Source organism: Microbacterium galbinum (assembly GCF_023101185.1).
GTDB lineage: Bacteria > Actinomycetota > Actinomycetes > Actinomycetales > Microbacteriaceae > Microbacterium > Microbacterium galbinum.
This window is the reverse complement of record NZ_CP078077.1, coordinates 264,887-289,076: the sequence shown is the minus strand read 5'-3', so window position 1 is coordinate 289,076 and position 24,190 is coordinate 264,887. Positions and strand designations below refer to the sequence as shown.

Below are 24,190 nucleotides of genomic sequence, written 5' to 3'. Positions count from 1 at the left end.
CCCCCTACGATGCATCGGGTGACCACCGCTCCGCCTTCCCTCAGCGCTCCCGTGCGCTGGTTCCGCGAGTTCGGCCGCCCGCCGCGCATCCTCGGCCTCGACGTGGCCCGCGGCCTCGCGATCCTCGGCATGGCCGGAGCGCACATCGGCGAGACGTCGACGTTCGACTGGCTCGACCCTGCGACCTGGACCGACCTCGTGCACGGGCGCTCCTCGATCCTCTTCGCCGTGCTCGCTGGGGTGTCGATCGCCCTGATGACCGGTCGCAGCGCGCTGCCCGACCCCGCCCGGTTGCCCGGCATCCGTCTCGGGCTCATCGGCCGCGGCGCCGTGATCTTCCTCATCGGCCTCGCCCTCGAGTTCCTCAACACCCCGATCGCGGTGATCCTCACCGTCTACGGGCTGCTCTACGTCGCCGTCATCCCGTTCCTGCGGTGGAAGCCGTGGCAGCTGCTGCTCGGAGCCGGCGTGCTCGCGCTCGCGGGGCCCGCGCTGCTGGCCCTCCTCGGCGCCGTCACGCTGAACCCGTTCGGGGCGGGCATCGGATTCGTGCTCTACGGCAGCTACCCCCTCACGGTGTGGATGGCGTTCGTGCTCGGCGGCATGGCGCTCGGGCGCTTGCACGTCGCGACCGTGCGCACCGCGGTGATCGCCCTGGTCACCGGCGTCGTGCTGGCGATCGTCGGCTACGGTCTCGGCGCCGTCGGGAGCGACATCGTGCGCGGCTTCGAGTCGGGTTCGTCGTTCGAGGAGCCGCCTGCGTCGGGGTGGCCCGGATACGCCGATGCGCTCGCTCAGGCCGATCCGCTCGGGGCGCTGCTGCACGCGATCTTCGCCGTCGAGCCGCACAGCGGTGGCACCGCCGAGATCCTGGGCTCGGGTGGTTTCGCCCTCGCCGTGATCGCACTGTGCCTGCTGCTCAGTCGTCCGCTGCGCTGGCCGCTGCTGCCGATCGGCGCGCTCGGGTCCATGCCGCTGTCGGCATACAGCGGACACGTGCTGGCGATCGCGCTGATCACGGGGCCCGGTGGGTACTACACGAGCAACGTGTTCTGGGGCGTGCTCGCGATCGGGATGCTGTTCGTCACCACCGCGTGGTCGATCTTCGTCGGGCGGGGTCCGCTCGAGCGCCTGGTCGGTTTCGCCGCGCGCAGAATGGCGGAGGTTCCGGCCCGGCCCGACATCACGCGTCCTAGGCTGGATGCATGACGATTCCCTCCCTCGAACTGAACGACGGCTCCTCCATCCCCCAGCTCGGCTACGGCGTCTTCAAGGTGCCGGCCGACGAGACCGAGCGCGCGGTGAGCGAAGCGCTCGAGATCGGCTACCGCCACATCGACACCGCCGCGATCTACGGCAACGAAGAGGGCGTGGGCGCGGCGATCGCGGCCTCGGGCATCGCTCGCGACGAGCTCTACATCACCACGAAGCTGTGGAACGACCGCCACCACGACGACGAGCCCCGCGCCGCGATCGGCGAGAGCCTCGACAAGCTCGGACTCGAGAAGGTCGACCTGTACCTCGTGCACTGGCCGACCCCCGCCAAGGACGACTACGTGCACGCGTTCGCGAAGCTCATCGAGCTGCGTGAGGCGGGCCTGACCCGCAGCATCGGCGTCTCCAACTTCCTCGTGCCGCACCTCGAGCGCGTGGTGTCCGAGACCGGCGTCACCCCCGCCGTGAACCAGATCGAGCTGCACCCGGCCTACCAGCAGCGTGAGGTCGTGGCCTGGGCCGACGCGCACGGCATCAAGATCGAGGCCTGGGGTCCGCTCGGCCAGGGCAAGTACGACCTGTTCGGCACTCCCGCGATCGCGGAGGCCGCGGCGGCCCACGGCGTCACCCCCGCGCAGGCGGTGCTGCGCTGGCACCTGCAGAAGGGCGTGATCGTGTTCCCGAAGTCGGTGCGCGCCGAGCGCCTGCGCGAGAACCTCGACGTCTTCGGGTTCGAGCTGACGGATGCCGAGATCGCCGCGATCGACGCCCTCGACCCGCTCGACGGCTCGGGCCGCGTCGGTGCGCACCCCGACGAGGTGAACTGATCCCGTCGCGGATTCGACAGGAATCCACAGATGACGCCCCGTGTCGCCAGCCCGCGACACGGGGCGTCTTCGTGGGTACCGTCGAGGACATGACAGCTCCCTACCGCGTCGTCGCCGTGTCCGGGTCGCTCCACGAGCCCAGCAAGACGACCGCCCTCATCCGTGCGATCGCCGCCGCCGTGGCCGAGCGCACGGCGGTCGAGGTCGAGGTCATCGAGCTCACCGACATCGGCCCGGACCTCGCGGGCGCTCTGAGCCGCGATCAGCTGCCGGCCCGGGTCGAGGAGAAGCTCGTCGCGATCGAGCAGGCCGATCTGCTGATCGTCGGCAGCCCCGTCTACCGTGCGTCGTTCACGGGACTCTTCAAGCACCTCTTCGACTTCGTCGGGCAGTACGAGCTCGTCGGCAAGCCGGTGCTGCTGGCGGCGACGGGCGGCGGCGAGCGCCATGCCCTCATCATCGAGCACCAACTGCGCCCGCTGTTCGCGTTCTTCCAGGCGCTCACGCTGCCGATCGGCGTGTACGCGAGCAACACCGACTTCGACGGCTACGAGATCAACTCCGACGTGCTGCGCTCGCGCATCGACCTCGCCGCCGATCGTGCGCTGCCGCTCGTGAACTACGCGGCCTCGCAGCCCCTCGCGGCTCTCGCGATCTGAGTGACGTTCCGGCCGCGATGTCGGTCGGGGCGCGTAGCGTGAGGGCATGACCAACCGGCTCGCCGACACGCTCAGCCCGTACCTCCGCGCGCACGCCGAGAACCCCGTCGACTGGTACCCGTGGGGCGAGGAGGCGTTCGCCGAGGCGCAGCGCCGCGACGTGCCACTGATGATCTCGATCGGGTACTCGACGTGCCACTGGTGCCATGTGATGGCGCGCGAGTCCTTCGCCGACCCCGAGACCGCGGAGATCGTGAACCGCGACTTCGTGGCGGTGAAGGTCGACCGCGAGGAGCATCCCGAGGTCGACGGGGCGTACATGGCCGCGGCATCCGCCTTCACCCAGAACCTCGGCTGGCCGCTCACCGTCTTCGCGACCCCGCGCGGGCGCACGTTCTTCGCGGGCACCTATTGGCCGCCGGACTCCCGCCCGCCGATGCCCTCGTTCCGCGAGGTGCTCGCGGCGGTGCAGGAGGGGTGGACGCAGCGCCGGGCGCAGGCCGAGGAGTCGGCGGATGCCGTGATCGAAGCACTCGCGCGCGCCGCCGAGACGACGCCCTCGGACCTGCCCGATGCCGCGGCGCTCGCGGGCGCGGCATCGGCGATCGCCGACCGCGAAGACCCGCAGCACGGCGGTTTCGGGGGTGCTCCGAAGTTCCCCGTCGCGACGGTGCTGCGGTTCCTGCAGGCGCCGCTCGTGTGCCGGGAGAACGCGCCGGCGGCGGAGGCGGGGCGGCGGGCTCTCTCCGCGATGGCCGCGAGCGATCTGCGCGACGACGTCGAGGGCGGGTTCTTCCGCTACGCGACGCAGCGCGACTGGACGGTGCCCCACTACGAGCGGATGCTCACCGACAACGCGCAGCTGCTGGATGTCGCGCTGGACGACGGCGACGAGCCCACCGTGCGCGGGGTCGCCGGCTTCCTCATCGACGTCCTCGGGCGCGAAGGCGGCGGGTTCGGAGCCGCCCAGGATTCCGAGTCATGGATCGACGGCGAGCGCAGCGAGGGCGGCTACTACCTCCGTGATGCCGCCGGGCGTCGAGGTCTCGAACCGCCGGCCGTCGACGGCAAGGTGATCACGGGCTGGAACGGCCTCGCGATCGGTGCCCTCGCGCGCGCGGGCGCTGCTCTGGGCGAAGCATCCTGGGTCGACGCCGCCCGGCGGGCCGCGGATGCCGTGCTCACCACCAACCGCGATGCGAGCGGTGCCCTCGTGCGCGCGTCGCTCGACGGTGTGTCATCGACGGCCGTCGCGACCCCCTCCGATCTCGGCCTCCTCGCCGACGGCCTCTTCGCGCTGGCTCTCGCGACGGGGGAGGCGACGTGGGCGATCGCCGCACAGGGCATCGTCGATCTCGCCCTCGACGGCATCGCCGGCGATCCGCTGCTGAGCGCGCAGGGGATCGCCTCGTCTCCCGATCAGACCGACGGCGATCTACCGTCCGGCTCCGCAGCACTCGCTCAGGCAGCGCTGACCGCGTGGCGCCTCGGGGTGGGGGAACGGTATCGCGAGGCGGCCGCGTCCGTGGTGCACGCCTACGCGGCATCCGCCCTGTCCCAACCGTTCGCGCACGGCAGTCTGCTGCGTGTCGCGGCCGGGCTCGTCGATCCGCCGCGGCAGATCGTGGTGGTCACCGACGATCCGGCGGGCGCACTCGCCGTCGCCGCCCGACGTGCGGATGCCGACGTGGTCGGCGTCGTGTCGCCCGCACAGGCCGAGGAGTTCGCCGCGGCCGGGTTCGAGCTGTTCGCCGGGCGCTCGGGCACGGAGGGTCTGGCCTACGACTGCCGCGGCTTCGTGTGCCTGCTTCCGGTGAGCGAGCCTCACGAATTGTCGCGCGAGAGGGTCGCCGTCTAGGGTGGCGCGGTGACCGACTCCGCCCCCACCGCACCCGCCCCCGCGTCGAGCACCGCATCGACCTCGTTGAAGCCGGGGCTGACGCGCCGTCAGATCTCGATGATGGGGCTCGGCAGCGCGATCGGTGCCGGTCTCTTCGTCGGCTCGGGGCAGGCGATCGGTCTGGCCGGTCCCGCGGTGCTGATCTCGTACCTCGTGGCGGGTTCCATCGTCGTGCTGGTGATGGCGATGCTCGCCGAGATGGTGGCCGCGCGCCCCAGCTCCGGCGCCTTCAGCTCCTACGCGCAGGATGCGATGGGGCGCAGCGCCGGCAGCGCGGTCGGATGGATGTACTGGATCCAGCTCGTGGTCGTGATCGCCGCCGAGGCGACGGGCGCCGCGGGGATCGTCGCGGGGTGGGTGCCGGCCGTGCCCGCGTGGGTGTGGGTACTGCTGTTCGTCGCCGCGTTCACCGCCATCAACCTCTTCGCGGTGAGCGGCTACGGACGGTTCGAGTTCTGGTTCGCGGCGATCAAGGTGACCGCGATCATCGTGTTCCTCGTGATCGGCGTCTGCGCGATCCTCGGGCTGTTCCCCGGGGTGCCGGCGACCGGCATCGCGCATCTCTTCGACGAGGGCGGCTTCGCCCCGAACGGCGCCGCCGGCATCGCCGCCGCCCTGCTCATCGTCGTCTTCGCGTTCGGCGGCACCGAACTCGTCGCGATCGCGGCGGCGGAATCGGCGGACCCCGGCCGCAGCATCCGCCGGATCGTGCGCCAGGTGCTCGTGCGCATCCTCGTGTTCTACCTGGGCTCGATCTTCGTGATCGTCGCCGTGCTGCCGTGGAACACCCCGGCGGTGCTCGACGGGCCGTTCTCGGCCGTGCTCGCCACCCTGCGCCTTCCCGGCGTCGATCTGGTGATGTCGATCATCGTCGTCGTGGCGCTGTTGTCGGCCATGAACGCCAACATCTACGGCGCCTCGCGCATGGTGTTCTCGCTGGGGGAGCGCGGCCTCGCGCCCCGCGCGCTCACGCGCACCACCGTGAAGGGGGTCCCGCGGATCGCCGTCGTCGCCTCGGTCGCCTTCGGCTTCGTGGCCGTGGGGCTGAACTGGGCGTTCCCCGACGTCGTGCTCCCGGTGCTGCTGAACGTGGTGGGCTCGACGCTGCTCGTGACGTGGGCGGCCGTCGCGGTGTCGCAGATCATCCTGCGCCGCCGCGCCGAGCGCACGGGCACGGAGCTGCCGATCCGCATGTGGGGCTTCCCCTGGCTGTCGTGGCTGTGCGTCGCTCTGATCGCCGGCGTCGTCGTGCTCGCGGCGTTCGATGCCGCGGCTCGCACGCAACTGCTGCTCACGGCCGGGCTGACGCTCGCGCTCTGGGTCGTCGCACGCCTCACACGCCGGCGCTGATCACACCCAGCCGGGCAGCCAGTTGTGCACGAGCCAGAACGGGTACGGCACGCTCATGCCGACCCACGACGGTAGGAAGAAGATCGACACCAGCACGGCGACGACCAGGAAGACGATCACGGTGCGCTCGCCGGACTGCCGTCTGTAAAGAGGGTCGTCGCGCCGACCGGCGATCGTGCGCAGCGTCAGGGCGAGCGCGATCACGAGGAACGGCATCATGACGACCGTGTAGAACTGGAAGATCGTGCGCTCGGGGAACATCAGCCAGGGCACGTACGTCACCGCGAGGCCGACGAGCGGGATGCCGATCTCGGCGCCGACCGGCTGCCGCAGCACCCAGCCGCGCACGAGCCGGTAGAGCAGGTAGACGGATGCCGCGACTCCGGCGTACCAGATCAGCGGGTTCGGGATCGAGGAGATCACGGCGATGCAGTGGTCGGTGCCGCAGGGGCCAGGGTCGCTGTCGACCCACACCGCGGTGGGGCGCAGGAGGAACGGCCACTCCCACGCGGGACTCGCGTAGGGGTGCCCGCGGGTGAGCCCGACGTGGAACCCGAGCATGGACTGGTGGTAGTTCCACAGCGCGATCAGCGGATTCGGGTCGCTCTGCCGGTCGTACCCTCCCGCGGTGACCAGCCATCCTGTCCAGCTGACGAGGTAGGTCGCGAGCGCGGGGAAGACCAGCAGCGCGAACGAGACCGGGCCCTGCCGGAAGACCGCGTCGGACGGCCAGACCACGACGCCCGCCCGGCGCCGTGCGAGGGCATCCGTCACCACGACGTACAGGCCGAAGCCCGCGAGCGCGTACAGGCCCGACCACTTCACGGCGGAGGCGGCGCCGAGGGCGACGCCCGCCGCGATCAGCCAGGGGCGCCGCCACAGGATCGGACCCCACAGCGGCTCGGGTCTGTCGGGGTCGCCCCGTTCGAGGAGCGGGATCGTGCGGCGCCTGTCGAGGAGCACGAAGAGCACCCCGAGCAGCACGAAGAAGGTGAGCGGGCCGTCGAGCAGGGCGATGCGGCTGAGCACGATGCTCAGGCCGTCGATCGCGAGCAGGAAGCCGGCGACGGTCGCGGCGACGGTCGATCCCGTCAGCACGCGTGCGATCAGGTAGACCAGCAGCACGGAGGCGGTGCCGAGGATGCCGGTGGCGAGGCGCCAACCGAGGCTGTCGGCCGGTCCGCCGGCGGCCATGCCGAGCGCGATCAGCCACTTGCCGAGCGGCGGGTGGACGATGAACGAGCCCTTCTCCGACAGCGGGAGATCCTGGTTCGCGACGAACGCCTCGTTCGCGCCGTCGCCCCACGTGCCCTCGTAGCCGAGCGTCCACAGCGACCAGGCGTCCTTGACGTAGTACGTCTCGTCGAAGGCGAGCTCGTGCGGGTGCCCGACGTTCACCAGTCGCAGGAAGGCCGCGAGCAGGGTCACCGCGAACGGCGCGAGCCAGTTCAGGATGCTGTTCCACTCCGGATCGAGCAGCAGACGGTCGCGGGTGCGCCCCCACCAGGTCGTGCGCTCCACGTGTGCAGGCAGGTGCACTGGCAGCGCAGGAGCGGGATCGGGCGACGTCACGGGTACAGCCTAGGCTGGGCGGGTGATCATCCTCGCTGCGACCCCGATCGGAAATCTCGGCGATGCCTCGCGCCGCCTCATCGAGGTGCTCGAGAACGCGGAGGTCGTCGTGGCGGAGGACACCCGCACCACGCAGAAGCTGTTGAAGGCGCTCGAGATCGCCAACCGTCCGCGTCTGATCGCGCTGCACGATCACAACGAGAAGCAGAAGGCCGCCGAGCTCGCGACCCTCGCGATCGAGACCGACGTCGTCGTGATGAGCGATGCGGGCATGCCGACGGTGAGCGACCCCGGCTACGGGCTCGTCGCCGAGGCGGTAGCCCAGGGAGTGACGGTCACCGCCATCCCCGGGCCGAGCGCGCCGCTGATGGCACTGGCGATCTCGGGCCTTCCCACCGACCGCTTCACTTTCGAGGGGTTCCTGCCCCGCAAGCCCGCCGAGCGCCGCACGGCGCTGCGGGCGCTCGCCTCCGAGCCGCGCACGATGGTGTTCTTCGAGTCGCCGGCCCGCCTCGCCTCGGCGCTCGCCGACATGGGGGCGGCCTTCGGCGACGACCGGCGCATCGCCGTCTGCCGCGAGCTCACCAAGTTCTACGAGGAGGTGCGCCGGGGAACGGCCGCCGAACTCGTCGCCTGGGCCGAGGGCGGCGTGAAGGGGGAGATCGTCGTGGTCGTCGAGGGGGCGCCGCGTCGCGATGCCTCGCCCGAGGACGCGCTCGCGCAGGTGCAGCGGCTCGTCGCCGACGGCATCCGCCTGAAGGATGCCGCCTCCGAGGTCGCCGGACTCACGGGGCTGTCGTCGCGCGACCTGTACCAGGCCGCGCTCGCCGCGAAGAAGGGCTAGCCACGCGCATGTCGGACGCGGTCGCGTCGGAGGCGGTCACATCGGACAGCGTGATCGCCGCGGCGTACTCCGCCCGCGCCGAGGAGTACGTGCGCGTGCTGGGTGATATCGAGCAGCTGGATGCTGCGGACCGCGCGACCATCGCGGCCTGGCGCGACTCCACGACGGGAACGCTGCTGGATGCCGGCAGCGGGCCGGGCATGTGGACGCGGTTCCTCGGCGGCGGCACGCGCGACGAAGGCGGGCGCGACGTCTGGGGCCTCGACGTCACCGAGGCGTTCGTCGCCTCGGCCAGGGCGCGCTTCCCGGAGACGACCTTCGCGGTCGGATCGTTCCGGGAGATCCCCGCAGCGGATGCCTCGCTCGGCGGCATCCTCGCCTGGTACTCGCTGATCCACACCCCGCCCGCCGAGGTGCCCGCCGTGCTGGCGGAGTTCGCGCGGGTGCTCCGGCCCGGCGGGAGCCTGCTGCTCGGCTACTTCGACGGCACCGCACGCGAGGAGTTCGGGCACCGGGTGACGACCGCGTACTTCTGGTCGGCCGAGGCTCTCGGGGCGCTGCTCGTCGACGCGGGCTTCACGGTGGTGTCGGCCGAGCGCCGTGATCGTCGGCCGGGCGAGGCGAGCTCGCGCCCGCACGGTGCGCTGACCGCGGTGCGGTGTGATCCGCCGGGTACCCTGGCCTGACGTCCCGGCGCCGGGGCGCGACCACCAGGACGGAGCATTCATCGTGAGCAGGTCCGTGACCGTCTACGACGTCGCCGCGCGCGCCGGCGTCTCGATCGCCACGGTCTCGCGGGTGCTGCGCTCGCCGGATGCCGTCCGTGCGACCACGCGCGAGCGGGTGCGCGAGGCGGTCGCCGAACTCGGCTACGTGCCCAGCGGCAGCGCGCGCGGGCTCGCCGAGCGGCGCACGGGAGTGCTGGGGCTGTACTTCCCGGGGTTCGACGCGGCCGAGGAGGCCCCGGATCTCGACGTGTTCGTGGACGACCCGGCATCCGTCCCGACGTTCACCCTGGCGCACGACGACGGCGAGGTGCATCCGACGTCGCTCTTCCTCGACGAGGTGCTGCGCGGGGCCGAGCTCGAGGCGTGGAAGCGCGGTTTCGTACTCATGATCGGCGTCGGCCGCGACGACCCCGACCGCTCGACGGTGCGCGACATGGCAGGGCGTGTCGACGGTCTGGTCGTGCTCGCTCGGAGCGTGCCCGACGACGTGCTCGCCCGACTGTCGCGTCGCATCCCCGTGGTCGTGCTCTCCGGGCCTCCCCGCGGAGACGATTACGACCACGTGACGGTGAGCAACAGCGAGGCGATGGCCGAGCTCACCCGGCACGTGCTCGCGCAGGTGCCGGAGGGGGCACGCGTGGCCTTCCTCGCCGGCCCCGAGGACTCGCCGGACGGCGGGCAGCGGTGGGAGGGCTTCTCGCAGGCCGTGCGCGCCGCGGGAATCGGAACGGATGCCGTGACCGTGGTACGGGGCGACTTCACCCGAGAGTCCGGGCGCCGAGCAACGGAGGGCCTGTTGGTCGGGGGAGCCCCCGACGCCCTCGTCGCGGCCAACGACCAGATGGCGCTCGGTGCGATTGACGTGCTCCGCGACGCCGGGCTGCGCGTGCCGGAGGACGTGCTCGTGACCGGGTTCGACGGCATCGAGGCGGCGGCGCTCTCGCGGCCCGCGGTGACCACGATCCGGCAGCCGATGATCGACCTCGGTCGCGCGGCGGTGCAGGTGCTCGCGCGTCGGTTGGAACATCCGGATGCCCCGCCCGCAGTCGTGCGCCTGCCCCTGCAGATCCTGCTCCGGGAGAGCTCTCAGCGCCCGTCCTGAATTCGTCACCCCCTTGCGCGATCGAAATGTATGCGCTTACAGTGGCTTCTCGAGGGGCCACCGGGTCCCTCCATGACGACGACGACATGAGGTGGACGCGTGGCGAAGACGCACATGCTCCGACGCTGGCGCAGGACGGCGGTGGTCGCGCTCGCGGCGGCGGCCGTGGCGCTGAGCGGATGCAGCATCCAGATCACATCCCAGCCCGATCCCACGATCGGCGACGACACGATGCTCATCAACGCCGACCACGGAAACCCGTTCTTCACCCGGAACTTCAACCCGTACCTGACGAACACGCGCACGGCGTCGCGCTGGATCTACGAGCCGCTCATCCTGGTGAACCCGCTCGACGGCGAACTGAACCCGTGGCTGGCGACCGAGTGGTCGCAGCCCGACGCGAAGACGATCGTCATGACGATCCGCGACGGCGTCGAGTGGAGCGACGGCGAGCCGCTCACCCCGGATGACGTCGCGTTCACGTTCCAGCTGCTGAAGGACGAGCCCACGCTCGACATCAAGGGCGCCTGGCAGCACATCGAGAGCGTCGAGACCCAGGGGAACGACGTCGTCTTCCACCTGCTGAGCGAGGACGCCCCGTCGCTGTCGATCATCGGCCTCACGATGATCGTGCCCGAGCACCTCTGGGCCGACGTCGAGGACCCGGGCACCTATCGCAACGAGGAGCCGGTCGGCAGCGGGCCCTTCGTGCTCGGCAACTACAACGACCAGCAGTACTCGATGGATCGCAACCCCGACTACTGGCAGGCCGACTCGATCGAGATCGAGCACATCGTCCTGCCCGCCACGAACAACCAGCTCGACACCGTCAGCCGCGGATACGACTGGGCGTACGCCTTCATCTCCGACGTGGAGGGCACGTGGGGCGCGGCGAGCGAGCACAACTCCTGGTGGTTCCCGCCGGGCGGGGTGATCGCGCTCATGCCGAACCTCGAGGTCGCGCCGTTCGACGACGTGAACGTCCGGCGCGGCATCGCCCTCTCGCTCGACCGCGAGGAGATCGCCGAGACGGCATCCGAGGGGTACATGGAGCCCGCCGGCCAGACCGGCCTCATCCTGCCCAACCAGGAGAAGTACCTCGACCCGTCGATCCCCGACTCCGGCATGATCACGCAGGACACGGATGCCGCCCTCGCGGCGTTCGAGCAGGCCGGGTACACCCTCGACGGCGATCGTCTCGTGGGCCCCGACGGTGCGCAGCTCGAGTTCGCCCTCACGACCGCGAACGGCTTCACCGACTGGACCCGCGCGGCCCAGAGCGTGCAGAGCCAGCTCGCCGCGGTGGGCGTGAAGGTCACGCTGAAGCTGCCACAGCCGGCCGGATACCAGAGCGCGATCAGCAACGGCGACTTCGAGATGGCGATCGGCGGCATGGGCAACGGTGACGCCTACCAGGCCTACAACAACCTGCTCTCGAGCGAGTTCTACGTTCCCTCCGGAGAGCCGACCGCGAACAACTTCGAGCGCTACCGCTCGGACGAGGCGGATGCGCTGCTGCTCGAGTACCGCGAGACGGTCGATCCCGACCGGCAGGCCGAGATCGTGCGCGAGCTGCAGAACATCGTCTACGACGAGATGCCCGTGATCGGGCTCTACTACGGCGGCATCTGGGGTCTGTTCAGCGATGCGAAGTTCACCGGCTGGCCGAGCGCGGACGACCCGTACATGATCCCGCAGAACTACGACTCGGCGCCCCTCATGATCTTCACGAAGCTGAAGCCCGTGAATCCCGTGAAGGAGGGCGATCGATGAAGTACCTCCTGCAGAAGCTCGGCCTGTTCGTGCTCACGCTGTGGGCCGCGATCACTCTGAACTTCTTCCTGCCGCGGCTCATGCCCGGCTCTCCCGCCGACGCGGCGATCGCGAAGCTCTCGCAGAACGGACCGGTGTCCGACGCGACCCGGGCCGCCATCGAAGCCCAGCTCGGTGTTCCGGGCGGATCGCTGTGGGACCAGTACGTGGCCTACCTCGGTCAGGTCGCGACGCTCGACTTCGGCGTCTCGTACACCTTCTATCCGCAGTCGGTGGCGAGCATGGTCTCGACCGCACTGCCGTACACGATCGGACTCGTCGGGATCGTCACGATCCTCGCGTTCGTGATCGGCACGCTCATCGGCGTCGCGGCCGCCTGGCGCCGCGGCACCTGGCTCGACTCCCTGCCGACGCTGACGGGATCCTTCCTCAGCACGTTCCCGTACTTCTGGACGGCGCTGCTGCTGCTGTTCTTCCTCGGCTACGTGCTGCACTGGTTCCCGACGACCGGCGCCTACTCGGCGACGACGACCCCGGGGTTCACCCTCGAGTTCATCGGCGATCTCGCCCGGCATGCGGTGCTGCCCGCGCTGACGATCCTGCTCACATCGCTGGGCGGATGGATCATCGGCATGCGCAACGCCATGATCAACACGCTCGGCGAGGACTACATCACCTTCGCCGAGGCGAACGGTCTCCACGGGCGCACCATCGCCGTGCGCTACGCGGCGCGGAACGCGATCCTCCCCAACCTCACCGGTTTCGGGCTCACGCTCGGCGGCGTGGTGGGCGGGTCGATCCTCGTCGAGCAGGTGTTCGGCTATCCCGGCATCGGGTACCTGCTCTTCAACGCCGTGATCGGGCAGGACTACCCGCTCATGCAGGCGCTCTTCCTGATGATCACCGTGAGCGTGCTCATCGCCAACTTCCTCGTCGACATCCTGTACGGCGTGCTGGATCCAAGGACCCGCCGATGACTTCCACCATGAACGTCAAGATCCCCTCCGATCGCGTCGCCCAGCCGAGCCGTTGGCGCTCGGTCGGCCGCATGGTCGGCACGCTGTGGTCGAACGGCAAGGCCCGCATCGGGCTGTGCCTGCTCGCCTTCTTCGTGCTGGTGGCCGTGTTCGCCCCGCTCCTGGCTCCCTACGGCGCGAAGGAGAACGGCTTCGAACGCAACGCGGATGCCTCGGCCGCGCACTGGCTGGGCACCACCGCGGCGGGAGAGGACGTGCTGAGTCAGCTCATCTACGGCGCGCAGGTCAGCCTGCTGGTCGGCTTCGCCGCCGGCATCCTCTCGACCATCGTCGCCGTGCTGATCGGTCTCAGCTGGGGGTACATGCGCGGGTTCTCGGGCGAGGTCGTCGGCTTCGTCGTCAACCTGTTCCTGGTGATCCCCGGCCTGCCCCTCATGATCGTGATCGCCGCCTACCTGCAGAACGGCGGCATCCTGATGATCATCGCGGTGATCGTCATCACCGGCTGGGCGTGGGGAGCGCGCGTGCTGCGCAGCCAGACGCAGTCGCTGCGCGGCAACGACTTCGTGGCCTCGGCGCAGTTCTCGGGCGACAGCCCGGCACGCATCGTGTTCCGCGAGATCCTGCCGAACATGACGTCGATCATCGCCGGCACGCTCTTCGGGGCGGCCACGGCGGCGATCCTCGCGGAGGCGGGCCTGGAGTTCCTCGGACTCGGCGACTCGAGCATCGTCAGCTGGGGCACGATGCTCTACTGGGCGCAGAACTCCAACTCCCTGCTCACGGGCCAGTGGCTGCTGCTGTTCGCCCCCGGTCTGTGCATCGCGCTGCTGGCGCTGAGCCTCACACTCATCAACTTCGGCGTGGACGGCATCTCCAATCCGCGCCTGCGGGAAGGGAAGGGGCGATGACCGCCATGACCGTGTCAGAGACGACCGAGAACCCGATCCTTCTCGAGGTCGAGCAACTGTCGGTGGAGTACGCCTCTCCCGGCACCGAACCGGTGCAGGCCGTGCACGACGTGTCGTTCACGCTGCGGCAGGGCGAGTTCGTGGGACTGGTCGGCGAGTCGGGGTCGGGCAAGTCGACGCTCGGCTTCGCGCTGACCCGGCTGCAGAAGCCCCCGGCGCGCATCAGCGGCGGACGGATCCTGTTCGACGGCAAGGACATCCGCGACCTCGACGCCGAGGGGCTGCGCCGCCAGCGTCAGGGCGGGTTCGCGATGGTGCTGCAGTCGGGCATGAACGCGCTGAACCCGGTGCGCACGGTCGGCCACCATTTCGCCGACATCTTCGCCGCCCACGGCCACGTGCCGCGCGACGACCGCGACGCCCGCGCCCGCGAGCTCGTCGCGAAGGTGGGGCTCGACCCGGCCGTGCTCGCGCGCTACCCGGGCGAGCTGTCCGGCGGCATGCGCCAGCGCGCCTCGATCGCCCTCGCCCTGTCGCTCGAGCCGCAGCTCATGGTGTTCGACGAGCCGACGACCGCGCTCGACGTGCTCGTGCAGCACGCCGTGATGGACACGATCCGCGACCTGCAGCGCGCCGAGGGGTTCACCGCGATCCTCATCAGCCACGACCTCGGCATCGTGCTCGAGGCCACCGACCGCGTGATGGTGATGCACGAGGGCCGCATCGTCGAAGATGCGGCGAGCGCCGACATCCTGCACTCCCCGCAGGACGAGTACACGCGCATGCTGCTCAGCCACTACGCCGATCCGCGCGCCGAGACCCTCTCGATCCCCGGGTTCGTGGATGCCGGCACCCGCCGGCGCGAGGGGCGCTCGCGCACCGATGTGACCGAGACGCTGCCGACGGTGTCGCAGCGCGAGACGCGGCGGGCGGATGCCGCGATCGTCGTCGACGGCGTGAGCAAGCGCTATCCCGCTCCGCGTCGCGGACAGGATGCCGTCACCGCGGTCGACGACGTGTCGTTCCGGCTGGAGCCGGGGGAGGCCCTGGCGCTCGTCGGCGCCTCGGGGTCGGGCAAATCCACGATCGCGAAGCTGCTCACCGGCATCGAGAAGCCGACCGCGGGCACGGTGCGCTTCGGCGAGACCGACGTCGCGTCGCTGAAGCGTCGGGGTCTGCGCGATCTGCGCAAGGACGTGCAGATGGTCTTCCAGGATCCGTACGCCGCGCTCAATCCGCTGCACACCGTCGAGTACGCGCTCAGCCGACCGATCCGCAACTACACGCCGCTGCGCGGGGCGGAGGCGCGCGCCCGGGTGCTCGAACTGCTCGAGACCGTCGGACTCACCCCCGTCGAGCAGTTCGCGGCGAAGCTGCCGCACCAGCTGTCGGGCGGTCAGCGTCAGCGCGTCGTGATCGCGAGGGCTCTCGCGAGCGACCCGCAGGTGCTGATCGCCGACGAGCCGGTGTCGATGCTCGATGTCTCGCTGCGGGCCGGTGTGCTCGCCCTGCTCGAGGATCTGCGCGAGCGCTGGGGCATCAGCATGCTCTACATCACGCACGATCTGCTCAGCGCCCGTCTCGTGACCGAGAACATCCTCGTGCTCAACCGCGGCCGCGTCGTGGAGCGCGGCGAGACCTCGCAGGTGCTGCAGCATCCCGAGGACCCCTACACGGTCGAGCTGCTCGATGCCGTCCCCAACCCCGCGCGTTCGCGCTGAGACCCCACAAGACCCCTCATGAAAGGAGCATCCGTGCTCGCATTCCCCGACGGCTTCCTCTGGGGCGCCGCGACCGCCGCCCACCAGGTCGAAGGCAACAACACGACCAGCAACTGGTGGCGCATGGAGCATGCGCCGGACTCGACGATGGTGGAGCCATCCGGAGACGCCGCCGACCACTTGCACCGCTATCCCGAGGACATGCGGCTGCTCGCCGATGCGGGGCTCAACTCGTACCGCTTCTCGCTGGAGTGGGCGCGGATCGAGCCGGAGCGCGGGTTCGTCTCGCGGGCGATGCTCGACCACTACCGGCGCATGATCGACACCGCTCGCGAGAACGGTCTCGATCCGACGGTAACGCTGATGCACTTCACGGTGCCCGAGTGGTTCCAGCGCGACGGCTTCTGGCGCGCGGATGACGCGGTCGACCTCTTCTCGCGCTACGTCGAGACCGTCCTGCCGATCCTCGACGGGGTGCGGTACGTCTGCACGATCAACGAGCCGAACATCGCGGCCATGCTCGCGGGCGGCGAGGACGCATCGAACCTCGTGGCCTACGGTCTGCCGAACCCCGATCCCGCGGTCGCCGACACCCTGCTCGACGCCCACCACCGCGCCTCCGAGATCGTGCACTCGGTGTCGGGCGCGCAGGCGGGGTGGACCATCGCCACCCAGGCGTTCCACTCGACCGGCGAGCCGGGCGCCGACGAGATGGTCGCGCAGTACGGCGATCCGCGCGACCACTGGTACCTCGAGCAGTCCGCGGGCGACGACTTCGTGGGCGTGCAGGCGTACACCCGCACCTTCATCGGTCCGGAGGGGCCGCTGCCGGTCTCGCCCGATGTCGAGACGACGCTCACCGGATGGGAGTTCTTCCCCCAGGCGTTGGAGCTCGGCGTGCGCAGCGCCTGGGAGCGCAGCGGAGGGGTGCCGGTGATCGTGACCGAGAACGGCATCGCGACCGCCGACGACACCCGCCGCATCGCCTACACGCAGGGGGCGCTGGAAGGGTTGCACCGGGCGATCTCCGACGGCATCGAGGTGCGCGGCTACCAGCACTGGAGCGCGCTCGACAACTACGAGTGGGCGAGCGGTTTCGCCCCGACGTTCGGGCTGATCGCCTTCGATCGCGAGACGTTCGCGCGCACACCGAAGCCCTCGCTCGCGTGGCTCGGAGAGGTCGCGCGGCGGAACGCTCTCTGAGAGCCGGCGCACGAGAGGCCGTCCGGTCGCCGGGCGTGCGCGGCGGCGTACGATCAGGAGATGATGCAGACGCCGCCGCAGACGCCGCCGAACGCGCTCGTGGCTCCGAGCGATCGGGGCTCGGCGGAGCGCGTCCGGGTGGCGGCCGCCGGGCTCGCCGCCGCCACCCTGGGCGTGGGCGCGGCAGAACTCGTCGCCGCCCTCATCGCTCCGGAGGCGAGTCCGTTCGCGGTCATCGGCGGCGGGCTCATCGATCTCGCACCGGCCTGGGCGAAGGACACGGCGATCGCGCTCTTCGGAACTGCCGACAAGGTCGCGCTGCTGGTGGGCATCGGGGTGGTCCTCGCCGCGGTCGCAGCTCTGGCCGGCGTGGTCGAACGGCGCATCTCCGGCCTCGGGGCGACGATGTTCGGTGTTCTGGGCGCGGTGGCGGTGCTGGTGGCGCTGACGCGGGCGAACCCGGGCCCGTACGCGTGGGTGCCCGGCATCGTCGCGGGCGGGGTCTCGGCGTTCGTCCTGCGGCTGCTGATCCGCAGGCTCCGCCCGATCGTGGGCGTCGCGCCCGACCCCGACGATCGCCGCCGCTTCCTGCTGTGGACGGGCGGCGTCGCGGCCGCGGGCGTGGTCTCCCTGCTCATCGGGAATGCGGCCCGCGGCGCCTCACGATCTCTCGAGGCGGTGCGCAAGGCTCTGACGCTGCCGAAGCCGACGACCGCGGCGGCGGCGGTGCCGAGCGGCGCCGAGCTCGATCTGCCGGGCCTCGCCCCCGTCGTCACTCCGACCGAGCAGTTCTACCGGATCGACACGGCCCTCGTGGTCCCGCGCGTGGACCCCGCCGACTGGTCGCTCCGCATCCACGGCATGGTCGATCGTGAGGTGGTGGTCATCTGGGACGAACTGCTGTCGCTGCCGATGACCGAGTCCTACGTCACGCTCTCGTGCGTGTCGAACGAGGTGGGCGGCTCGTTGATCGGCAACGCCCGCTGGCTCGGCTATCCGTTGCGCGAACTGCTCGCCCGCGCCGGGGTGCAGTCCGACGCCGACATGGTGCTCTCGACCTCGGCGGACGGGTTCACCGCCTCGTCGCCGATCGAGGCGCTCACCGACGATCGCGATGCGCTCCTGGCGATCGGTATGAACGGTGCTCCCTTGACCCTGGAGCACGGCTTCCCCGCGCGGATGGTGGTGCCGGGGCTCTACGGATACGTCTCGGCGACGAAGTGGGTCACCGAGCTCGAGGTCACGCGCTTCGACCGGGCGATGGGGTACTGGACCCCGCGCGGCTGGTCCGACCACGGACCGATCAAGCTGCAGTCGCGCATCGACGTGCCGCGCGATGGACGGACGGTCGTTGCGGGGGAGACGATGATCGCGGGCATGGGCTGGTTTCCGCACACGGGCGTCGCGGGCGTCGAGGTGCGCGTCGACGGCGGGTCGTGGCAGGCTGCCGACCTCGCGACCGGGATCTCCGACGACACCTGGGTGCAGTGGAGCATGCCGTGGTCGGCGCAGGTCGGTGAGCACAGCATCGAGTGCCGGGCGATCGGTGCCGACGGCGACACGCAGACCGAGCAGCGCGCGGCCCCCGCACCCGACGGCGCCCAGGGCTGGCACCGCATCGACGTGACGGTGGGACCGGCGTAACGTCGCCCTGCGGGCACCTAGAATTGCTCCATGCCCGCAGGCGAATCGTTCTACATCACCACGCCCATCTACTACCCCTCCGACGTGCCCCACATCGGCCACGGGTACACCTCGGTGGCGGTCGACACGCTCGCGCGCTGGCACCGCCAGGCGGGCGACGACACCTGGATGCTGACGGGCACCGATGAGCACGGCCAGAAGATGCTGCGCGCGGCGGCGGCGAACAACGTCACCCCGCAGGAGTGGGTCGACAAGCTCGTCACCGAGGCGTGGTTCCCGTTGCTGAAGACCCTCGATGTCGCCAACGACGACTTCATCCGCACGACGCAGGAGCGTCATGAGGAGCGCGTGAAGAAGTTCGTGCAGGCGATCTACGACCGCGGCTACATCTACGCCGGCGAGTACGAGGCGCTCTACTGCGTGGGCTGCGAGGAGTTCAAGCCCGAGTCCGAGATCCTCGACGGCACCGGTCCCTTCGAGGGGCTGAAGGTCTGTGCGATCCACTCCAAGCCCCTCGAGCTGCTGCAGGAGAAGAACTACTTCTTCAAGCTCAGCGAGTTCCAGGACCGTCTGCTCGAGCTCTACAAGGAGCAGCCCGACTTCATCCGCCCGGAGTCGGCACGCAACGAGGTCGTCTCGTTCGTGCGCCAGGGTCTCAAGGACCTCTCGATCTCGCGGTCGGCGTTCGACTGGGGCATCGAGGTGCCGTGGGACGACGCGCACGTCATCTACGTGTGGGTCGACGCACTGCTCAACTACGCGACCGCGGTCGGCTACGGCGACGACGACGCGAACTTCGATCGGCGCTGGCCGGCCTACCACGTGGTCGGCAAGGACATCCTGCGCTTCCACGCGGTCATCTGGCCGGCGATGCTGATGGCCGCGGGCGTCGATGTGCCCAAGGGCGTCTTCGCGCACGGCTGGCTGCTGGTCGGCGGCGAGAAGATGTCGAAGTCGAAGCTCACCGGCATCGCGCCGACCGAGATCACCGATGTCTTCGGCTCCGACGCGTACCGCTTCTACTTCCTGTCGGCGATCGCCTTCGGTCAGGACGGCTCGTTCTCGTGGGAGGACCTCGCGGCGCGCTACCAGGCCGAGCTCGCGAACGGCTTCGGCAACCTCGCCTCGCGCACGACCGCGATGATCGAGAAGTACTTCGAGGGGATCGTGCCGCCCGCGGGCGAGTACACCGAGAAGGACCTCGCGATCCAGCAGATCGTGGCGGATGCCGCGACGAAGGCGGATGCCGCGATCGAGCAGTTCCGCATCGACGAGGCGATCTCGTCGATCTGGAAGATCGTCGACGCGCTCAACGGCTACATCACCGAGAACGAGCCGTGGGCGCTGGCCCGCGACGAGGCTCAGCGCGAGCGGCTCGGCACCGTGCTGTACACGTGCGCCGAGGGATTGCGCGCGCTCGCCGTGCTGCTGTCGCCGGTGATGCCGCAGTCCACCGAGAAGCTCTGGGAGGCGCTCGGCGCCGGAGACGACCTGGGCCGCCTGCAGGATCAGCCGATCCGCGAGGCGGGCACCTGGGGTGCGCTGAAGCCGGGCACGAGCGTCAACGGTCTCGCGCCGCTGTTCCCGCGCGTGGAGACGACCGCCTGAGAATCGACGACCGCCTGAACAGGAGGGGCGCGCGAGCATGACGTACGTGCAGCAGCGAAGCAACGACGGGCGCAAGGATCTGCGGTATCCGGCGGCTCCCGAGCCGCTCGCGGTGGCCGTGTACGACAACCACGCGCACCTCGACATCGTCGACGGCGATGAGCCGCTGACGCTCGGCGAGCAGCTCGATCGCGCGCAGGCGGTCGGGATCGCCGGCGTCGTGCAGTCCTCGGGAGATATCGAGTCGTCGCGCTGGGCGGTCGATGCCGCGGCATCCGATCCCCGTGTGCTCGCCGCGGTCGCGATCCACCCGAACGACGCGCCCACCTACGCCGACGAGGGGCGCCTCGACGAGGCCATCGCGGTGATCGACGAGCTCGCCGCGCACCCGCGCACGCGGGCCGTCGGCGAGACCGGCCTCGACTTCTTCCGCACCGAGCCCGAACGCCGGGGCCCGCAGCACGCCTCGTTCGAGGCGCACATCGCGATCGCGAAGAGGCACGGCATCGCGATGCAGATCCACGATCGCGATGCGCACGATGCGGTGCTCGAGACGCTGACGCGGGTCGGCGCGCCCGAGACGACGGTGTTCCACTGCTTCTCGGGCGATGACGCGATGGCCCGCGTCTGCGCCGACGCCGGGTACTACCTGTCGTTCGCCGGCAACGTGACGTTCAAGAACGCGCAGAACCTGCGCGATGCGTTGAAGGTCACGCCGCTCGACCGCATCCTGGTCGAGACCGATGCCCCGTTCCTCACTCCCGTGCCGCTGCGCGGACGGCCGAACGCGCCGTACCTCGTGTCGATCACGGTGCGCTTCATGGCCGCCGAACTCGATCTCGAGGTCGACGAGCTCTGCGCGCGGATCGCCGCGAACACGCAGCGGGTCTACGGCTCGTTCGAGGGCTGAGCCGGGTCGTCCTGTGAGACCGGCCTTGCGCTGACGATCGCGCTGATCGGCTTCCAGACGAACAGCAGGGTCAGCGCCGCTCCGGCGAAGGCGAACCACCACGGGGCCGTGAGGCCCCAGATCTCGGCGATCACGCCGCCGAGGGCCTGGCCGATCACCATGCCCCCGAACACGCCGACCATGTTCACCGAGGCGACGCGGCCCTGCAGTTCGGCAGGCACGAGCCGCTGGCGCACGGTGGTCGAGATCGTGCCCCAGACGAAGGCATAGGCGCCGAAGAAGAACATGATCACGAGCGCCACCCACCCCACGGTGGTGAGCGCGAAGGCCAGGTGCATGAGCACCTCGAGCGTCAGCACGATGCGCATGAGGCTCGCGAACGAGATGTGCCGCTCCAGCCACCCGAAGCTCAGCGTCGCGAGAATACCGCCGACGGCCGAGGCCGTGGTGAGCGCTCCGTAGCCCACCGCTCCCATGTGCAGGTGCTCGGTCGCGTAGAGCACGAGCACACCCCAGGGCGCTGCCCAGGTGACGTTGAAGAGCAGGATGATGAGCACCAGCATCCGCACCGGAGGGTTGCGCCACAGCCACCGCAGACCCTCGGCGATGTCGGTGTGCACGGGAGGGTGCGCGGAGCCGCCGCCGTCGGCGCTCTCACGCGGGGGCACCGGGGTGCGGGCCAGGCGCGAGATCAGCACGACGGCCGCGAGCACGCAGACGATCTCGACGAGGAAGGGCCAGGCGCTGCCGGCCGCGAAGAGGAAGGCGCCGAGCGGCGGGCCGGCGAACTGGTTGGCCACGAGATAGCCCGCCTGGAGCCGTGCGTTGCCGATGCCGAGATCGGCGGGCTGCACCAGCATCGGCAGCAGCGTGCTGCCGGCGGTGTCGACGAAGACCTCGGCCGTGCCGTAGAGGAAGGCCACCGCCAGCACGATCCAGATGTTGGCGGTGCCGGTCACGAGGAAGACGCACAGCGCGGTGAGGACGACGGCGCGGGCGGCGTTGGCGAGCATCACCAGTCGCCGCCGGTCGAAGCGGTCGGCGATCGCTCCCGCGTGCAGACCGAACAGCAGCCACGGGAGGAACTGCAGGATGGCGCCGGCCGCGACGAGGATCGGCGACGAGGTCATGGAGGCGATCAGCAGGGGAGCGGCCGCGAGAGCGACGCCGTCGCCGACGTTGCTGGTCCACGACGATGCCAGCAGCCACCGGAAATCGCGCCCCATGCGGCGCGGGGCGACGAGTTCTCCGAGGGTGGGCACCACCCGAGAGTACTGGGAGCCGGGGACATCGTCCGCCGTAGGGGAGAATGGAGCAATGACCGTCACCCTGCTCGGCGCCACCGAGATCCGCCGCCTCGCCGCCGAGCTCGACGTCACCCCCACCAAGAAGCTCGGCCAGAACTTCGTGGTCGACGCCAACACGGTGCGCAAGATCGTGCACGCCGCGCGCGTGCAGCCGGGGGAGCGGGTCGTCGAGGTCGGACCCGGCCTCGGGTCGTTGACGCTCGCGATCCTCGAAGCGGGGGCGAAGGTCACCGCCGTCGAGATCGATCACCGGCTCGCCGCCCGCCTGCCGCAGACGGCTGCGGAGCGCGGCGTTCCCGAGGGCATGCTGACCGTCGTGGATGCCGATGCCCTGCGCATCACCGAGCTGCCGGGAGAGCCGACGGTGCTCGTCGCCAACCTCCCGTACAACGTCTCGGTGCCGGTGCTGCTGCACTTCCTCGAGAACTTCTCGTACCTGCAGCGCGGCGTCGTGATGGTGCAGGCCGAGGTCGCCGAGCGTCTCGCCGCGAAGCCGGGATCGAAGATCTACGGTTCCCCGAGCGTGAAGGCCGCCTGGTACGGCGAGTGGAAGCTCAGCGGAAACGTCTCGCGCCAGGTCTTCTGGCCGGTGCCCAACGTCGACAGCCTGCTGGTCGGCTTCGACCGGTCCGAGGGCGAGCGGGGGAGCGAGGACGAGCGCCGCCGCACGTTCCAGATCGTGGATGCCGCGTTCAACCAGCGCCGCAAGATGCTGCGCCAGGCGCTGTCGGGGATCTTCGGCAGCTCGGCCGCGGCATCCGAGGTCCTGACCGCCGCCGGTGTCGCGCCGACCGCCCGGGGCGAGGATCTTACGGTCGATGACTATCAGAGGATCGCCGCGCAGGCCGCAACGACTAATCTGGCACCGTGACCGACTCCCCCCGCTTCAGCCCGAACGTCCCCGAACTGCACCGCCCGTACGCCGCCGCCGAAGGCCGCTACAGCGAGTTCGCCTATCGCCAGGTCGGCTCGTCCGGCCTGTACCTCCCGCCGATCTCGCTCGGCCTGTGGTGGAACTTCGGCGACAACATCCCGCTCGACAACCAGCGCGCACTGCTGCGCCACGCGTTCGACCGCGGCATCACGCACTTCGACCTCGCCAACAACTACGGCCCGCCCTACGGCTCGGCCGAGAAGAACTTCGGTCGCATCTTCGCCGAGGACTTCCGCCCGTACCGCGACGAGCTCATCATCTCGTCGAAGGCCGGGTGGGACATGTGGCCCGGGCCCTACGGAGACTTCGCGAGCCGCAAGTACATCCTCGCGAGCGCCGAGCAGTCGCTCACGCGCATGGGCCTCGACTACGTCGACATCTTCTACTCGCACCGCGTCGACCCGGTCACCCCGATCACCGAGACCGTCGCAGCGCTCGACACCCTGGTCCGCCAGGGTAAGGCGCTCTACGTGGGCATCTCCTCGTACAGCGCCGAGCGCACGGCCGAGGCCGTCGCCGTCGCGAAGGAGCTGGGCACCCCGCTCGTCATCCACCAGCCCGCGTACTCGATCCTCAACCGCTGGGTCGAGGACGGCCTCGACGACACCCTCACGCAGAACGGCCTCGGCGCGATCGCGTTCACCCCACTCGCCCAGGGCCTGCTCACCGACAAGTACCTCGGCGACGGCACGGCCGATCGCGCGCAGAAGCGCGGCTCGCTGCCCGAGGGGCGTCTGAGCGACGAGGCCGTGCAGACCCTGCGCGATCTGAACGAGGTGGCGAAGGAGCGCGGACAGTCGCTCGCCCAGCTCGCCCTGCAGTGGACGCTGCGCAACCCGGTCGTCGCCTCGGCGCTGATCGGCGCCTCGCGCGTCTCGCAGCTCGACGAGAACATCGCCGCGGTGAACGGTCCGGAGTTCACCTCCGAGCAGCTCGCCCGCATCGACTCCCTCTCGGGCAAGGTCGACGTCAACCTGTGGGCCAAGTCCTCGGAGCTGTGAGCCG

Annotated in this window: 20 protein-coding genes; 18 read left to right on the top strand and 2 right to left on the bottom strand. The window is 70.2% G+C overall.

Annotated elements, in window-relative coordinates; all coding sequences use genetic code 11:
* Positions 1–18: 18 nt before the first annotated feature.
* The 5 genes from KV396_RS01455 (at position 19) to KV396_RS01435 (ending at position 5,951) form a co-directional block, all read left to right on the top strand.
* Positions 19–1,209, top strand: a complete 1,191-nt coding sequence (locus KV396_RS01455; protein ID WP_247956609.1) for a heparan-alpha-glucosaminide N-acetyltransferase domain-containing protein — start codon at positions 19–21, stop codon at positions 1,207–1,209.
* On the top strand, positions 1,206–2,042 hold the full coding sequence (locus KV396_RS01450) for an aldo/keto reductase (protein WP_247634270.1): 837 nt from the start codon (positions 1,206–1,208) through the stop codon (positions 2,040–2,042). The genes KV396_RS01455 and KV396_RS01450 overlap by 4 nt, the downstream gene beginning before the upstream one ends.
* 89 nt (positions 2,043–2,131) lie before the next feature.
* Positions 2,132–2,701, top strand: a complete 570-nt coding sequence (msuE, locus tag KV396_RS01445) for an FMN reductase (RefSeq protein WP_247624898.1) — start codon at positions 2,132–2,134, stop codon at positions 2,699–2,701.
* A 46-nt stretch (positions 2,702–2,747) separates the two neighbouring features.
* Positions 2,748–4,559 carry a thioredoxin domain-containing protein gene (locus KV396_RS01440; RefSeq protein WP_247956608.1) on the top strand — a complete coding sequence of 604 codons (1,812 nt, stop codon included), beginning with the start codon at positions 2,748–2,750 and terminating at the stop codon, positions 4,557–4,559.
* Positions 4,560–4,568: 9 nt separating this feature from the next.
* Complete coding sequence (locus KV396_RS01435; protein ID WP_247956607.1) at positions 4,569–5,951, top strand: amino acid permease; 1,383 nt, start codon at positions 4,569–4,571, stop codon at positions 5,949–5,951.
* Here KV396_RS01435 and KV396_RS01430 read toward each other — a convergent pair whose 3' ends face one another.
* Positions 5,952–7,523: a dolichyl-phosphate-mannose--protein mannosyltransferase gene (locus tag KV396_RS01430; protein ID WP_247956606.1), complete on the bottom strand. Its 1,572-nt coding sequence runs from the start codon at positions 7,521–7,523 to the stop codon at positions 5,952–5,954. It abuts the gene before it with no gap.
* A gap of 22 nt (positions 7,524–7,545) precedes the next feature.
* Between KV396_RS01430 and rsmI the strand changes: the two genes are divergently transcribed.
* The 11 genes from rsmI (at position 7,546) to KV396_RS01375 (ending at position 20,944) form a co-directional block, all read left to right on the top strand.
* Positions 7,546–8,367 carry a 16S rRNA (cytidine(1402)-2'-O)-methyltransferase gene (gene rsmI, locus KV396_RS01425; protein ID WP_247956605.1) on the top strand — a complete coding sequence of 274 codons (822 nt, stop codon included), beginning with the start codon at positions 7,546–7,548 and terminating at the stop codon, positions 8,365–8,367.
* An 8-nt stretch (positions 8,368–8,375) separates the two neighbouring features.
* Positions 8,376–9,053, top strand: coding sequence for a class I SAM-dependent methyltransferase (locus KV396_RS01420; protein WP_247956604.1), 678 nt, complete (start codon positions 8,376–8,378; stop codon positions 9,051–9,053).
* A gap of 43 nt (positions 9,054–9,096) precedes the next feature.
* Positions 9,097–10,197 (top strand): LacI family DNA-binding transcriptional regulator, encoded by a 1,101-nt coding sequence (locus tag KV396_RS01415; protein ID WP_247956603.1) that lies wholly within the window; start codon positions 9,097–9,099, stop codon positions 10,195–10,197.
* Between the two features lie 99 nt (positions 10,198–10,296).
* On the top strand, positions 10,297–11,970 hold the full coding sequence (locus KV396_RS01410) for an ABC transporter substrate-binding protein (RefSeq protein WP_247956602.1): 1,674 nt from the start codon (positions 10,297–10,299) through the stop codon (positions 11,968–11,970).
* Positions 11,967–12,947, top strand: coding sequence for an ABC transporter permease (locus KV396_RS01405; RefSeq protein WP_247634278.1), 981 nt, complete (start codon positions 11,967–11,969; stop codon positions 12,945–12,947). The genes KV396_RS01410 and KV396_RS01405 overlap by 4 nt, the downstream gene beginning before the upstream one ends.
* Positions 12,944–13,858 (top strand): ABC transporter permease, encoded by a 915-nt coding sequence (locus KV396_RS01400; RefSeq protein WP_247956601.1) that lies wholly within the window; start codon positions 12,944–12,946, stop codon positions 13,856–13,858. Before KV396_RS01405 ends, KV396_RS01400 begins: the two co-directional genes overlap by 4 nt.
* Positions 13,855–15,579 carry an ABC transporter ATP-binding protein gene (locus tag KV396_RS01395; RefSeq protein ID WP_247634279.1) on the top strand — a complete coding sequence of 575 codons (1,725 nt, stop codon included), beginning with the start codon at positions 13,855–13,857 and terminating at the stop codon, positions 15,577–15,579. Before KV396_RS01400 ends, KV396_RS01395 begins: the two co-directional genes overlap by 4 nt.
* Before the next feature lie 33 nt (positions 15,580–15,612).
* Positions 15,613–16,782 (top strand): glycoside hydrolase family 1 protein, encoded by a 1,170-nt coding sequence (locus tag KV396_RS01390; protein WP_247956600.1) that lies wholly within the window; start codon positions 15,613–15,615, stop codon positions 16,780–16,782.
* Positions 16,783–16,845: 63 nt separating this feature from the next.
* Complete coding sequence (locus KV396_RS01385) at positions 16,846–18,426, top strand: molybdopterin-dependent oxidoreductase (RefSeq protein ID WP_247957548.1); 1,581 nt, start codon at positions 16,846–16,848, stop codon at positions 18,424–18,426.
* Positions 18,427–18,456: 30 nt separating this feature from the next.
* Positions 18,457–20,034: a methionine--tRNA ligase gene (gene metG / locus KV396_RS01380; RefSeq protein WP_247956599.1), complete on the top strand. Its 1,578-nt coding sequence runs from the start codon at positions 18,457–18,459 to the stop codon at positions 20,032–20,034.
* 37 nt (positions 20,035–20,071) lie between these two features.
* On the top strand, positions 20,072–20,944 hold the full coding sequence (locus KV396_RS01375; RefSeq protein ID WP_247956598.1) for a TatD family hydrolase: 873 nt from the start codon (positions 20,072–20,074) through the stop codon (positions 20,942–20,944).
* Here the strand turns inward: KV396_RS01375 and KV396_RS01370 are convergent.
* A complete protein-coding gene (locus tag KV396_RS01370) occupies positions 20,923–22,206 on the bottom strand; it encodes an MFS transporter (protein WP_247956597.1) in 1,284 nt (427 codons plus the stop codon). The two genes, KV396_RS01375 and KV396_RS01370, sit on opposite strands and share 22 nt — an antisense overlap.
* A gap of 55 nt (positions 22,207–22,261) precedes the next feature.
* Here KV396_RS01370 and rsmA point away from each other — a divergent pair, with 55 nt between their 5' ends.
* Positions 22,262–23,122, top strand: a complete 861-nt coding sequence (gene rsmA, locus KV396_RS01365; protein ID WP_247634284.1) for a 16S rRNA (adenine(1518)-N(6)/adenine(1519)-N(6))-dimethyltransferase RsmA — start codon at positions 22,262–22,264, stop codon at positions 23,120–23,122.
* Entirely contained in the window at positions 23,119–24,186 is a 1,068-nt protein-coding gene (mgrA, locus tag KV396_RS01360; protein WP_282185363.1) for an L-glyceraldehyde 3-phosphate reductase, read from the top strand. The genes rsmA and mgrA overlap by 4 nt, the downstream gene beginning before the upstream one ends.
* Positions 24,187–24,190 lie beyond the last annotated feature (4 nt).